Raw genomic sequence first — 13,670 nt, 5'->3', positions numbered from 1 at the left:
CTTAAAATATCTGATTGAGCTGCTTTTCTGTTGTTTTTTGAATTGCTGTGATGATTTCATTTTCCAATGTATATTTTTTCCCATAGATATTGAGAGACAGTACCTCTCCCTTCAGTAGGGTAATTGTAATGGTCTCTTGGACCTGAATGTTTAATAAACGTCCGCGATAGCTAATATGGAAGCTGTAGCTTGTCCAGTTTTTTGGTAAGAACGGGGCGAAACTTAATTGTTCTCCGGCCGTTTTCATTTGAGCGAAGCCTTGAACAATAGCAAGCCAGCTACCCGTCATTGACGTAATGTGAAGACCGTCATCGGTATCATTGTTGTAGTTGTCTAAATCCAGACGGGCTGTTCGCTGATACATTTCCACTGCCTTCTCTTCCATTCCTAGTTCAGCTGCTAATACAGCATGGATACTTGGGGAAAGGGAAGACTCATGAACCGTCATCGGTTCGTAAAAGTCAAAGTTCTTTTTCTTTTCTTCTAGGCTAAAGTCTTCACCGAAAAAGTAGATGCCCTGTAAAACATCCGCCTGTTTGATGAAGCAGGAGCGCAGAATCTTATCCCATGACCAGTTCTGATTCAGCGGCAGTTCTTCGGCAGCTAATTCAGCAACGGGTTTCAGTTCTTTGTCGAGAAAAGTATCATGCTGAACAAAAATACCTTGTTCTTCATCAAATGGATAATACATATTTTCGATAATATCCTGCCAAAGCTTCTGTTCGTCCCTGGTTAATTTGATTAAAGCTTGTTGCTCATGCGTTTGATAGCTTTCCAGCGTATATTTCAATACCCAGGCAGCGATTGTATTGGTGTACCAGTTATTGTTGACATTATTTTCATACTCGTTAGGTCCAGTTACTCCATGAATCATGTATTTTCCTGCTTTTTTTGAATAATGAACCCGATCAGCCCAAAAGCGGGCAACTTCAGTTAGAACCTCCAGCCCTTTTCCAGCCAGATAAGAAGTATCGCCAGTGTAGTTTGTGTAGTTATAGATTGCATAGGGGATGGCGCCGTTTCTATGGATTTCTTCAAAGGTAATCTCCCACTCGTTATGACATTCTACACCGGTAAAGGTAACCATTGGATACAAAGCTCCCGCCAGTCCCTGTTGCTGGGCATTGTGTTTTGCCTGCGGCAGCTGATTATGCCGGTAGGTCAACAGATTTTCCGTAACTTTAGGGTCTGCCAGTGCTAGATAAAGCGGGACAGCATAGGCTTCAGTATCCCAGTAGGTTGCACCACCGTACTTCTCACCAGTAAAACCTTTAGGTCCGATATTTAGCCGCGGATCTTCGCCGTAATAGGTAGAAAATAGCTGAAAGAGGTTAAAGCGGATGCCCTGCTGTGCTTCGTCATCTCCTTCGATGACTACGTCAGCCAGTGCCCAGCGTTTAGCCCAAGCTGCTGCCTGAGCGGCTTTTGCTTCTTCAAAGCTCTGGGTATTCAATTCGTCCAAAAGCGCCAAGCCTTTGGCAACTTGCTGGTCTTCTTCAATATCTCGGCTTGTCAAAACGACGGCCTGCTTAGTTAATGCAGCTTTATCCCCAGTTTGCAGCTTGAAATCAAACTGTTCTGATACACACAATTCTGTCACAATTTTTTGCTTTTGACTTATTGGAAATGGCGTGTTTGTCATCAAGCTAGTTACGACAAAGCGTTCAATTCCAAATGCATTATCAGCTGTACGAACAGTCAGATAGTTTTCAGCCTTTGTTTCAGAACTAATTGCTCTTTGCTCCCAAAACATTTCTTCGTAGTTGCTGTCTTCATTGTGTACATTATTATCGAGGCGTGAGACAACCCGCAGTGTTCCGGCGCCATTCAGAACTTCCGCAGTCATCTTTATCAAAGCGGCTTCTTTTATTGTTAGACTCAGAAATCGTTCAAACTGGAAGCGGACAGTCATCTTGTCAACTGTAACGGTGAAGCTTCTTGTGACGACACCGTTTTTCATATCCAGCTCCAGATAGAAATCAGAGGGAGCAATTAGGGCTAGATCGACTGGGGTATCATTGATAAATAAGCTGAATGCAGAAAAATTGATTGCATTAATGACTTTACCAAAATATTCAGGGTAGCCATTTTTCCACCAGCCAACGCGTGTTTTATCTGGATACCATATACCAGCAAGATATGTTCCTTGATGGTGGTCTCCGGAATAGTCTTCTTCAAAATTACCTCTCATTCCCATATAACCGTTGCCAATACTAGTTAGAGATTCCTGTAATCTCATATTCTCTCTATTTAAATCAGTAGTAGTCAGTTTCCATGGATCAATGGTGAATAGTCTTTTTAGCTGCTTCATGGGTTTCACTCCTTATGGTAGATATCTCTTTGTATGCTATCAGAATAAACGCAATCGATTGCGTTGTCAACTGGAAAATTAATTTTTAAAATAGAAATGCTTGTAAAGTCTATTTACAATAGATATAGATAAAAATAATATTTTGGGTTTACATTTCATAAAAGAGGTTATATAATAAGTTCACGAAATCGATTGCGTTAATTGGAAACATAATTAGTTAAGTTAGTAAGAAGGAGTGAAAACAATGAAGAAATTTATCAACTTTGAATTTTTACAGAAATTTGGAAAGGCTTTAATGGTTGTTGTGGCAGTAATGCCAGCAGCCGGACTAATGATTAGTTTGGGGAAATCCTTGCCGCTAATCAATGCTGATTTAGGATTTTTAGTAACAACAGGTGGTGTGATTGAAAATATTGGTTGGGCTATTATTGGAAATTTACATCTTTTATTCGCACTTGCCATTGGCGGAAGCTGGGCGAAAGAGAAGGCCGGCGGAGCATTTGCCGCAGGAATTTCCTTTGTATTGATTAACCGTATTACAGGTTCAATCTTTGGTGTAACGTCTGACATGCTGAATAATGAAGAAGCATTCACCCATACGCTTTTCGGCACTAAGATTATGGTTAAAGGATTTTTTACTAGTGTATTAGAAGCGCCAGCGTTAAATATGGGTGTATTCGTCGGAATTATTGCCGGCTTTGTAGGAGCAGCTGCATTTAATAAGTACTATAATTACCGGAAGCTGCCGGATGCCCTGTCTTTCTTTAATGGCAAGCGGTTCGTTCCTTTTGTAGTTATCGCCTGGTCTGTTTTGGTATCTCTAGGTTTAGCTGTTGTCTGGCCTTACATCCAAGCCGGCATCAACAACTTTGGTTTGTGGATTGCTCAATCGCAGGAAACAGCACCGGTTCTGGCACCATTCTTATATGGTACACTGGAACGTCTGCTTTTACCGTTCGGGCTTCATCACATGCTAACAATCCCCATCAACTACACGCAATTAGGAGGAACCTACGAAATTCTTTCCGGCGCACAGGCTGGTACACAGGTTTTCGGACAAGACCCGTTGTGGCTGGCATGGGCGACCGATTTGGTCAACTTAAAGGATGCTGGTGATACAAGTCAATATGCGTATGTACTAAGCAACTGGACACCGGCCCGATTCAAAGTAGGACAAATGATTGGTTCATCTGGTATTTTGATGGGGATGGCACTGGCAATGTATCGCAATGTCGATGTTGACAAGCGGCACAAATATAAATCAATGTATGTATCTGCTGCTTTAGCTGTTTTTCTAACAGGGGTGACTGAGCCGCTGGAATTCATGTTTATGTTTGCAGCTGTTCCTTTATATGTTGTTTACTCTGTGATTCAAGGGATGGCCTTTGCACTGGCAGATATCATTTCTTTACGTGTCCATTCTTTTGGAAATATTGAACTGCTGACACGGACACCATTAGCAATCAAAGCAGGATTAGGTATGGATTTGATTAACTTTGTCATCGCTACCATTCTGTTTGCAGTCTTTACTTATTTTCTTGCCAGCTTCCTAATTAAGAAATTCAACTTCGCTACTCCCGGACGTAACGGCAACTATGAAGATGGCGGAGATGGTGAAGGAACAGTTGGAAGCAATGCCGTGAGTGCAGACCAGCAGGTGATTGATATTATTAATCTTTTAGGCGGTAGAGAAAATATTTCTGATGTAGATGCCTGTATGACCCGCCTGCGTGTCACTGTTAAAGACACAAAAAAAGTCGGCAGTGAACAGGCTTGGAAGAAAGCAGGAGCAATGGGCTTAATTCATAAAGATAATGGTGTACAGGCTGTATATGGTCCAAAAGCTGATGTGTTGAAATCGGATATTCAGGATTTGTTAGAATCTGGAGCAGAAATTCCTTCATCAAATTTTGAAAAAAATGAAGGAAAGAACGCTGAAAAAATGACTGAGCACTCTGGTATGGTTCAGGAGTTAACGGCGGTCGCAGCTGGCGAGGTTATTTCCATTGAAGAAGTAGCAGATGAAGTATTTTCCAAAAAAATGATGGGAGAAGGCTTTGCTGTTGATCCGGAATCAGGAACCATATATGCGCCTGTTGCAGGTAAAATAGTCAGCGTCTTCCCTACGAAGCATGCCATTGGTATCGAAACAAAAGACGGTCTGGAAGTACTGGTGCACATGGGATTGGACACTGTGGAGATGAAAGAGTCTGCATTCACAATCATGGTAGAGGCTGGTCAGCAAATCAAAGCTGGCGATATTTTGGCAAAAGCCGATTTGGATAAGATTCGGGCAGAAGGTAAAGGAACAACAATCGTTGTCGTCTTTACAAACAGTGATAAAATCGCTGCTTTAGAATTAACGAAAAAAGGAAAACAGGCTGGAAAAACAATTATCGGTTCTGTTACATTATAAATAGCAGCGTAATTGATTAAGGCTGTCAAAAGGATCGAAGCATTGAAAAATTAAGAAAATGCTTCGGTCCCTTTTTGTAAAATCAGTTTCATGATTAATAACAGGAGCAGCAAACGGATAGTTGAAGAAGAAAACTATACATAGACATATTTTGAATGGAGGAAAAATATGAAGATTCTAACATTAAATACCCATAGCTGGATGGAAGCTGAGCCTTGGAAAAAATTAGATCAGCTGGCTGAACAAATCACTAAACATCAGTATGAGGTTTTTGCTTTGCAGGAGGTTAATCAAAGCATGACAGAAAAAGCAAAAATTGTGGATAGCTACTACCATCCAGAAGCATCCAACCTGCCGATTTTGGCAGATAACTTTGCTGCTTTGCTTGCAGATAAGCTCCAGAAAGAAGGCATCAAGTATTATTGGTGCTGGCTGCCGGTTCACATTGGTTATGGACGCTATCACGAAGGCCTGGCTTTATTCTCGAAGGAACCGATAACAGCAGAATACCTAGCAGTTTCCCAAGCGACAGATTTCGCTGATTTCAGAACAAGAAAGCTATTGTTGGGAAAAACGAAAGTAGAAGAAAAAGAAATACTGTTTGTGAATGTTCACTATTCCTGGTGGTCTGATAATTCTGAGGAAGGCTTTATCTGGGAGTGGCAGCAGACTATGGGGCGGTTATCGGATGAACGGCTGCCGATTATTTTACTGGGGGATTTCAATAATCCGGCAGAACGGGAAGGTGAGGGCTATCAGCTAGTAAGCCAAAATTTCAGAGATAGCTTTTTAGAAGCGGAAAAAACCAGTGGAGAACATACTGTGATGAAGGCGATAGACGGTTGGTCTGAGAATGCAGAAGCTTTGCGGATAGATTTGGTTTTTACTTCAGACGAGTTCCAAATAAAAAGCTATGAGGTTCTTTTTGATGGAAGAACCACACCGGTAGTTAGTGATCATTTTGGACTGGAGGTTCAGCTTGACTTTCAATAGAGAAAAATGAGACAACTATTCAATGAATAAAAGAGTGAAAACAAGCACCGTGCATTGACAAAGCAACCGTTTGCATTTATGATTATAGGGATAACAACGGGGGTTGAAAAGAGTGCTTAGGTCCCGTAATGACAGGAAAAGAAGGTAAGTGCGATGAGCGTAACAATAAAAGATGTGGCGAGAGAGGTTGGAGTAGCTCCGTCCACCGTTTCAAGGACACTGCAGGACCACCCCAGCATTTCTAAAGAAACCAAAGAAAAAGTTAGAAAAGCGATGGACAAACTAGGGTATGTGCCAAATGTTGCAGCGCGAAATCTGGCAAAAAAGTTTTCTAATGCCATTGGTGTTGTTTTTCCAGTTTTATCTTCTACAGACAGGAAGAGCAATCCGTTCTATTTAGAAGCGATTACGGCAATGAATCAGGAAGCTGGTAAGCAGGATGTCACAATTTCCTTTGCATCAGGAGAAACTCTGGAGGAGCTTTTAGAGAATGTGCAGCTGATGTATAGACAAAAACGTGTAGACGGTTTTATTCTGTTGTATGTAAGAAAAAATGATCCGGTACTTACCTATCTAGTAGAGAATAATATCCCCCATACAGTGATTGGGCAGCCCTATCAATATAGCAACGGTACAAGCTGTGTGGACAATGACAATCAGCTGCTGGGACGCACGGCAACACAGTATTTGATTGAAAAAGGGCATGAACGGATTTTGTTTGTGACCAATTATGAGAAAGAAAATGTTTTTCAGGAACGTTTTTACGGCTATCAGAAATCGATGGAGGAAAGTGAATTAAACCCTTTGCCTTACGTTGTATTGAAACAGCCGGAAGACTATACTGCTTTTGAAAAGATATTGAAAGAGCAACGGCCGACTGCTTGTATAGCGGTTGACGACATGTTTGCACTGCGTGTAATTCAATTAGCTAATCTTTATGGTTATCAAGTACCAGACAATCTTTCTGTGATAAGCTTTAACAACTCAATATTCACTACGCTAATTCATCCTTACATTACCTCCATTGATATTCATACTGAAGAGTTAGGAAAAGTAGCTGTTCAGCAGTTTCTGCTTCAATTAAAGGAGCAGGAGGTTCTGAAACAGAAGGTGCTGATTCCTCATACACTGATTGAGCGGGAAACAGTGCTGGATTTGAAAAAAGCTTCTAAAACAAGAAAATAAAATAATTAAAAAACTTTTACGGCAATCGTTCTCACAGCCTGCTGAGTTACTATAGCTTTGTCGAAAGCTGAGTGGCACGCCTTAAGGCTGAGAGAAGCGTTAAGCGACCATTTATTTGATTTTAAGGACTGGAGTATAGTCAGCTTGACTAAGAATCCAGTCCTATTTATTATCTTAAGGCTAAAAGATTTTGTTGACTTTATTTTTTGAAAATTCTTGATTTCCCCTCTGCTTTTTCAAAATAAATAGACTTTTTAATGGGAAATGATTAGTAAAGAGCTAATTCTTCATTGGAGGTAGTGGAGAAATAGGATAGAATAGATAATAAAATAGGACATAACGAAAAAGGGACGGGAGAAAAAATGAAACTAGTGCTGGAAGATATCACAAAGCGTTTTGATGAAAAAACGTTGTTTGATAATGCATCATTTACTTTTGAAAAAGGAAAAATCTATGGGTTATTGGGTAGGAATGGTTCTGGAAAAACGACTCTTTTTAACTGTATTTCTCGAAATTTAATGATTGATGAGGGAAGTATCGGTATTGAAGACGGCGGTCAGCTGAATACGGAGTATGAAAATACAGAAATTGGTTTTGTCTATACCCAGCCTCATTTGCCGGCCTTTATGACAGCATTTGAGTTTGTTAAGTTTTTTATAGAGATTAACAGCTCCAGAATCAGAGAAATCAAGACGCCAGAGGAATATTTGGATTCTGTAGGAATTCAGCGTGAAGATCAGCACCGGCTGTTGAAAGATTTTTCTCATGGCATGCAGAATAAGGTACAAATGCTGGTTTCTCTGATGGTTCAGCCGCCGGTTCTGCTGTTGGACGAACCCTTGACTTCATTTGATGTGGTAGCTGCCCATGAGATGAAGGAGCTGATTTTACAGATGAAATCAGAATCTATTGTGATTTTTTCTACTCATATTCTACAATTGGCACAGGATCTTTGTGATGAGATTGTACTGCTTCATCACCATCAGTTAAACAAAGTAGATTCTGCTAGGATTCATGATAAAGATTTTGAGGCGGAGATTATTGACTTGCTTTCTGACAAAGAAGCTGTTCCTGCTAAAGAAGTCGAGGTGGAATAATAATGAACGATTTTTCTATCTACTTAAAAAACTACTGGCATTTTAAGCAGACAGGTACTGCCAAAAAGGTCAATGGCTTTTTCTATTATATTAAGCGGCTTCCTGTTGTAGGAAAACTTATTCCCTCCTCCATTTATCAGAGCTATGGCGTAAAAGAAGGTTTTGCTGTTTTAATGCTTATTTTTGATTATCTTAGCAGCTTTGCAGCGAAGTTTCTTTGGCTGGCCCTTCACTTTTTTGCCGCCGGTTTTCTGCGGAGCTTAATGGTTGCCGGGAATACGTACGACATGTTCAGTCAACCGACACTTCTAGCCGGCTTGTTTCTCTGGCTGATGTTTGTTCCGATTTTTATTGGTTTTTTTGAAGGCTATACATTCGCAGCAGAAAAACCACTTATTGAGTTTATTGAACAGTTTATGCAGTCACGAACAACGATTATTAGAGGCAATATGCTTTTGGATGTATGTATCCAGGGAATTGCATATTTACCAGCCGCACTAGTATATGGCTTTCTACTAGGACGCCCGCTGGAAACTTTATTATTTATTTTTATTTCTTATTTGAGCTTTAGGGTGGGATTTCTCTATCTTGGACGTGTGATTTATACCTGGCATCTATCAAGAACTAAACGGCGGCTGCTTGGCACAGCTGTTACTGTACTGGTCATTGGCATAGCAGCGGCAGTTTTCTTTTTTGATCAAACCAATCGTTTTATCTCTTTGGCAGATTCATGGCTGGGAAATAGTGTGCTGTTGTTTTTTATGGTGGGAATGCTTCACTTGCTGCTGCATTTTAAACAAGAAAATGAATATCTGCTTTATTGGATTGACCAAGCAACGATTAGCTTGAAGAGACTTGATGTGCAGAAAAAAACGAATAACTCCTATATTAGTGAAGGGATGGCAATGCAGAAAAAGCTGGTGATATCAGCAGATAATCAGTTTGACCATCTCAAAGGAAGTCAGTATTTGAACGCTCTTTTATTCAGCCGTTACCGTTCAATTTTAAACAAAGCGCTGCGTTTTCGTTTTTATTTCATCGGAGCTGCCCTAGCTGCAGTTGCTGTGGCTAGTATATTTGGATTATTTAAAGGAATTACCGTTAAAGAGATTACAATTACCCTGCCGGTTTTGTTTTTTCTGATGTATTTGATGACCTTTGGTAAGAAAGTTGTACAGATGGTTTTTGTGAACTGTGACGTTTCAATGCTGTACTATCCGTTTTATCGGGAAGCAAGCACCATTCTTTCTGGCTTTAATTATCGATTTAAACAGACCTTTTTTTACAATAGCATCGTTTCAGTGGGTATCTTCAGTGTCTACTTATTGGCTAGTTTAATGAACAGCTTTTTCCTTTCTTGGGATTTTCTCGCAGTTTTAGCACTGCTTTTGGCAGCGTTAGCAGCCTTGTTCTCGTTTCATGAGCTGTTTATCTATTATCTTCTTCAGCCATTCACAGGAGATATGTCTGTAGTGAGCCCGCTTTATAAGATTATAACTGGTGTCTTCTATTGGATTGCCTACGCGAATCTACAGCTGCGTTTTACAGGCTTTTATTATGCAGTGATTGTTTCTGTCTTATGTCTGATCTATGTAGGAGTTGGTTTTGTGATTATTTACCGAAAAGCACCAAAAACGTTTAGAATAAAGGCGTAAGCCTAAAAAGTTAACATTAAAAAACTGCTTCTTTTTTCGTAAGTGAAATACAGTCATCTTACTTATAAAAAGAAGCAGTTTTTATTGATTGAGCAAGTCGTTTCTAAATCAATACAGTTCCCCTTCATCTCCCTGCATTTTACCTGCCAGAGGGCGACATTGTTCCGCTACCCACTGAATAAAACCATCATCGGTATAATCAAAGCTGATGTTTCCATCTCTGAACATAAGATAATAGGTCTCGCCTTGATAGAGAGCGCCAATAAAATCTCCAGAAGCAGTCAGCATTTTTCCGTCAGGTGTTGGAATGGAAAAACTTGTTGTATAGTAAAATTCATCTGTTGAAGCGATTGCTTTAATCTCTTCCAATGAGAAGCCAGGCTTATCGTCCCACCAGTCCGTTTTTTTTGTGTAATAGATTGAATAGCCCATTGTAGACCTCCTGTTTTTCTTTTATGTTACCAGAAGTACGTACGAAAAAGTAGCACTTTCCAGACTATTTAGAGAACAATAAGAAAAAAATGCTTGAAAAATTTGTTGTTTAATGGGGAATAATTGTTTTTTTCAGAAGATTTAACACAAATGTTCAGTTATTTTTTATGACTGGTTAATAATTTTATGTTTACATTTCTTAGATAGAATGGTATCATTTATTTATATTAAAGGTAAAAGTTACCTAAAATGATTTGTTTTACAGAAAAAAATAGTAAGTAAAATTATTTTTTTAAACTATTAAAGGTAAAAGTTACCTAATAAGGAGATGGGAAAATGAGAAAAAGGTTATCTGGAAAAAATATCGGTGTGTTTTTTGGAACCTGGGCCCCCCTTCATATTGGTCATATTTCCGCAGTGCATCAGGCCAAAAGACAGTGTGATGGAGTAGTACTGGCAGTAAGTGGTTATCAGGGGGACCGGGGAGATGAGATTGACCTTGGCTTGGAAAAAAGATTTAGATATACCAGAGAAACATTTCGTGAAGATGAGCTAGTTGTGGTGGGAAAGATTGACGAGACTAACATTCCCAGATATCCTAACGGCTGGAATCATTGGCTGCCTTTGCTTGAAAAGGTCATTGAAGAAAACTGTCTGGAGAAAGAACGGACAATCACTGTTTATGTAGGTGAGGCAGAATATAAGGAAAAATTGAATGAGCTGCGTCCCAAATGGCAGGTGGTTATGATTGACCGGCAGCTGCTCCCGATATCTGCAACACATATTAGAAAAGAGCCGCTTAAATATTGGCAGAAGATTGCGCGACCTTTTCGAAGACACTTCAGTCAGAATATTTTGATTGCCGGCTCTGCTTCAGGGGGAAAAACTACGTTGGTAAAAGATTTGGCAAGAAGCTATGGAAGTCCTTTTTCATTGGAATATGCTCGCCATTATCAAAAAAAATATAATGTCTTGGATGAGGAACTAACTGCTAAAGACTACATGTATCTATTAGCCAATCAGTATCGGCAAACGTCTAATGAAATCGAAGGTACTGCCAACAACGGTTTGGTTTTCGCAGATACCAATAGTACAGTTACAAAGGCTTATCTGGACTGGTATTTAACCACAGATACACAGAAAGTATCTGAGGGAAAGAACTTGATTAAGGAAGATGAACTGGAAGCATTGACACAACAGTACTTATCAACTATTCGTCAGGAAAAGTGGGCACTGATTTTCATTGTTCCTCCGGTCACTGAATATGTTGATGATCAGTTTCGGGATATGAGTATGGCTGAAGAAGACATACGTTGGCAATTTCATGAACATCTTTTAAAGCTTTTTAAAGAAGCGGGGCTTGAAGAAAAGCTGATTATTCTAAAAACAGAACTCACAGAGGCAGACCCTCAAGGATTTTATGGACGCTACAAAGAGGTACAGAAACAAATAGAAATGAATCTGGGAATCACAATCTGGTAAGAAAGAAGGAAAAAACATGGATACAGTAAAAACAATGAAAAGCTGGGCGCTGACTAGGCTGCAGCCGGATTTTTGGATAAAACGAGCGGTTACAACCCAAAAGAACCTGACAGCATTAGCTGAACAGGCACAGCATGCAGGAGTTAAAGGAATCATATATGCTTTAATTAAGGACATTTTTGTCGGCTGGAAGCCTTTGGAAATAGTTTATTTATTCGCACTTGTCAGCATTCAAATTGGTGTTTATATTAAGCAGCCGGATAGCTTTCTGGGAATGATTGCCGGAGTAACAGGAATTATAAATGTCATTTTTGTGACAAAGGGGAAAATCAGTAATTATTTATTCGGCTTGATTAACGTAACTATCTATTTATATTTGAGCGTTGTTAGCGGCTTTTATGGAGAGGTATTGACATCTATTTACTTTTTCCTAATGCAGTTTACTGGTACGTATTTATGGTTGTTAAATATGGATAATAAAGAAAAAGGAACAAAAGAACCTGCCTATGTAAAGCCTAAGAAACTATCCTTTGCTGGATGGCTTAAGGCAATTGCAGGAATGACAGTTATCTGGGGCGTCTTTGGATTTATCTATCAAAGCATAGGGGCAAACCGTCCTTTTAGAGACTCGGTAACAGATGGAACGAACTATGTAGGACAATGGCTGATGAATGGTTCTTATGCAGCGCAGTGGCTGTTTTGGATTGGCACAAATGTGTTTAGTATCTATTTATGGTGGGGTGCCAGTCTGGAAATGGTTGTCATGTACTGGGTCTTTCTAGTAAACTCAGTAGTAGGATATATACGCTGGACAAAGAAAAGTAGAGTAGATAAGCTAGACTCTGAATAATAAATTAACATTGTAAAGTAGATAGTTTAAGTTTTCTCGACAAGACCGGCTATTATTGTAAAAATGAAATGAACGAAAAATGCAGGGAAAAGTGAGTGGATGCAAAGTGAAATTTAAGAGTTATGCAGAAGAAAAAAAATATTATGAGCAGGAAGCTAACCAAGAAGAATTTTTAGCGTGGTATCAGCAGCAAGATTTACCAAAATATGAAAAACCTTCTGTAACAGTAGATAATGTAATTTTAGGCTGGGAAGATGAAGAAGTAAAGCTATTGTTAATCCGTCGAAAGGCTAACCCCTTTAAAGGCTATTATGCTCTTCCCGGAGGATTTGTGGATAAAACCGAAGATACAACTGAAGCTGTGTTGAGAGAAGTAAAGGAAGAGGTTGGGCTAACCTTAAGTGAACAGTACGTGGAGCAGCTAAAGACGATAGCAACACCAGGCCGCGATCCGCGGGCCTGGACGATTACAGTAGCGCATTTGACCTATTTGCCTGCTATGGCCGATATGAAGGTAGTAGCAGGAGATGACGCCAGAGAAGCTCACTGGGTGACGCTGCAGGCTACTAGTGAAGGCAAGCCGCAGTTGTTTTATCAGAACAAAGAGATTCCATTAACTGAATTGGCATTTGATCATGAGGAAATCATTCAGGAAGCAGTCATCAGAATAAAAAATCGTTTGGACTATATTCCAACTGTGTTGAAAATTTTGGGCGGTACCTTTACTCTAACTGAAGCCCGAAAAGTCTATAGTAAATTTCTAGGCATTCCAGTAGCTGACCTTGATAATAGTAATTTTCGCAAAACACACGGGAAATTTTTCACTGAAGTTGGTTTAGAGACAAAAACAACAAAAGGCAGACCAAGAAAAATTTATCGATTGAAATCCTTCTAGAAAAATGAAGAATTAGAATAGAGGGTGCTTCAAAAGGAATCCTGAAGCGGAGCTACATTGCCATTCACTTATACTATTTCTTTATGACAATCAAAAGGAACTATCCTTCCTTTGTTTGAGGGCACAATTTTAAGAATACTACTGAAGTAAAGTGGAGGAAAAAGGTGTGATAAATAGGTTCAGCTTTAAGAAATAAATGGGCTCATTTGAAAATAATCAAAAAAATGCGTGAAAATGACTAACTGTTGATTAATCTCTAATCAGAGCCTATCTATTTTAGAACGAGTGCTGCTTGTTGCTGTCTTTAAGAACTTTCAACAACTCTTTACTATAAGCACATACTTTTTAGCACAC

General features: G+C 39.5%; 10 protein-coding genes. 8 read left to right on the top strand and 2 right to left on the bottom strand.

What is annotated here, in order from left to right:
• Nucleotide 1 precedes the first annotated feature (1 nt).
• On the bottom strand, nt 2-2,311 hold the full coding sequence (locus ACPWSO_RS00430; protein ID WP_426080792.1) for a glycoside hydrolase family 65 protein: 2,310 nt from the start codon (nt 2,309-2,311) through the stop codon (nt 2-4).
• A gap of 244 nt (nt 2,312-2,555) precedes the next feature.
• Between ACPWSO_RS00430 and ACPWSO_RS00425 the strand changes: the two genes are divergently transcribed.
• From ACPWSO_RS00425 to ACPWSO_RS00405, 5 genes are all read left to right on the top strand, one after another.
• Complete coding sequence (locus ACPWSO_RS00425) at nt 2,556-4,727, top strand: PTS transporter subunit IIBC (RefSeq protein WP_426080791.1); 2,172 nt, start codon at nt 2,556-2,558, stop codon at nt 4,725-4,727.
• 168 nt (nt 4,728-4,895) lie between these two features.
• Nucleotides 4,896-5,720, top strand: coding sequence for an endonuclease/exonuclease/phosphatase family protein (locus ACPWSO_RS00420; RefSeq protein WP_426080790.1), 825 nt, complete (start codon nt 4,896-4,898; stop codon nt 5,718-5,720).
• A gap of 153 nt (nt 5,721-5,873) precedes the next feature.
• Nucleotides 5,874-6,905, top strand: a complete 1,032-nt coding sequence (locus ACPWSO_RS00415; RefSeq protein ID WP_426080789.1) for a LacI family DNA-binding transcriptional regulator — start codon at nt 5,874-5,876, stop codon at nt 6,903-6,905.
• 362 nt (nt 6,906-7,267) lie between these two features.
• Nucleotides 7,268-8,002, top strand: a complete 735-nt coding sequence (locus ACPWSO_RS00410; RefSeq protein WP_426080788.1) for an ATP-binding cassette domain-containing protein — start codon at nt 7,268-7,270, stop codon at nt 8,000-8,002.
• A 2-nt stretch (nt 8,003-8,004) separates the two neighbouring features.
• Entirely contained in the window at nt 8,005-9,657 is a 1,653-nt protein-coding gene (locus ACPWSO_RS00405; protein WP_426080787.1) for a hypothetical protein, read from the top strand.
• A 108-nt stretch (nt 9,658-9,765) separates the two neighbouring features.
• On the opposite strand, the gene ACPWSO_RS00400 is transcribed toward ACPWSO_RS00405, so the two are convergent.
• Complete coding sequence (locus tag ACPWSO_RS00400; RefSeq protein WP_426080786.1) at nt 9,766-10,089, bottom strand: hypothetical protein; 324 nt, start codon at nt 10,087-10,089, stop codon at nt 9,766-9,768.
• Between the two features lie 336 nt (nt 10,090-10,425).
• On the opposite strand from ACPWSO_RS00400, the gene ACPWSO_RS00395 reads away from it, so the two are divergent.
• The 3 genes from ACPWSO_RS00395 to ACPWSO_RS00385 all read left to right on the top strand — a co-directional run bounded on the left by ACPWSO_RS00395 (nt 10,426) and on the right by ACPWSO_RS00385 (nt 13,316).
• Nucleotides 10,426-11,571 carry an AAA family ATPase gene (locus ACPWSO_RS00395; RefSeq protein WP_426080785.1) on the top strand — a complete coding sequence of 382 codons (1,146 nt, stop codon included), beginning with the start codon at nt 10,426-10,428 and terminating at the stop codon, nt 11,569-11,571.
• A gap of 16 nt (nt 11,572-11,587) precedes the next feature.
• Nucleotides 11,588-12,421: a nicotinamide riboside transporter PnuC gene (pnuC, locus tag ACPWSO_RS00390; RefSeq protein ID WP_426080784.1), complete on the top strand. Its 834-nt coding sequence runs from the start codon at nt 11,588-11,590 to the stop codon at nt 12,419-12,421.
• Nucleotides 12,422-12,527: 106 nt separating this feature from the next.
• Entirely contained in the window at nt 12,528-13,316 is a 789-nt protein-coding gene (locus ACPWSO_RS00385) for an NUDIX domain-containing protein (protein ID WP_426080783.1), read from the top strand.
• Nucleotides 13,317-13,670: the final 354 nt, after the last annotated feature.

Source organism: Enterococcus sp. LJL51, from assembly GCF_049894025.1.
GTDB lineage: Bacteria > Bacillota > Bacilli > Lactobacillales > Enterococcaceae > Enterococcus_L.
Note: the sequence above shows the minus strand (reverse complement) of the source record. Positions and strands in the feature narration are given on the sequence as shown.

What these genes read in the sequence shown, in the direction of transcription:
- ACPWSO_RS00430 (WP_426080792.1), bottom strand. Translation starts at nt 2,311, where the DNA reads ATGAAGCAGCTAAAAAGACTATTCACCATTGATCCATGGAAACTGACT.
- ACPWSO_RS00425 (WP_426080791.1), top strand. Translation starts at nt 2,556, where the DNA reads ATGAAGAAATTTATCAACTTTGAATTTTTACAGAAATTTGGAAAGGCT.
- ACPWSO_RS00420 (WP_426080790.1), top strand. Translation starts at nt 4,896, where the DNA reads ATGAAGATTCTAACATTAAATACCCATAGCTGGATGGAAGCTGAGCCT.
- ACPWSO_RS00415 (WP_426080789.1), top strand. Translation starts at nt 5,874, where the DNA reads ATGAGCGTAACAATAAAAGATGTGGCGAGAGAGGTTGGAGTAGCTCCG.
- ACPWSO_RS00410 (WP_426080788.1), top strand. Translation starts at nt 7,268, where the DNA reads ATGAAACTAGTGCTGGAAGATATCACAAAGCGTTTTGATGAAAAAACG.
- ACPWSO_RS00405 (WP_426080787.1), top strand. Translation starts at nt 8,005, where the DNA reads ATGAACGATTTTTCTATCTACTTAAAAAACTACTGGCATTTTAAGCAG.
- ACPWSO_RS00400 (WP_426080786.1), bottom strand. Translation starts at nt 10,089, where the DNA reads ATGGGCTATTCAATCTATTACACAAAAAAAACGGACTGGTGGGACGAT.
- ACPWSO_RS00395 (WP_426080785.1), top strand. Translation starts at nt 10,426, where the DNA reads ATGAGAAAAAGGTTATCTGGAAAAAATATCGGTGTGTTTTTTGGAACC.
- pnuC (WP_426080784.1), top strand. Translation starts at nt 11,588, where the DNA reads ATGGATACAGTAAAAACAATGAAAAGCTGGGCGCTGACTAGGCTGCAG.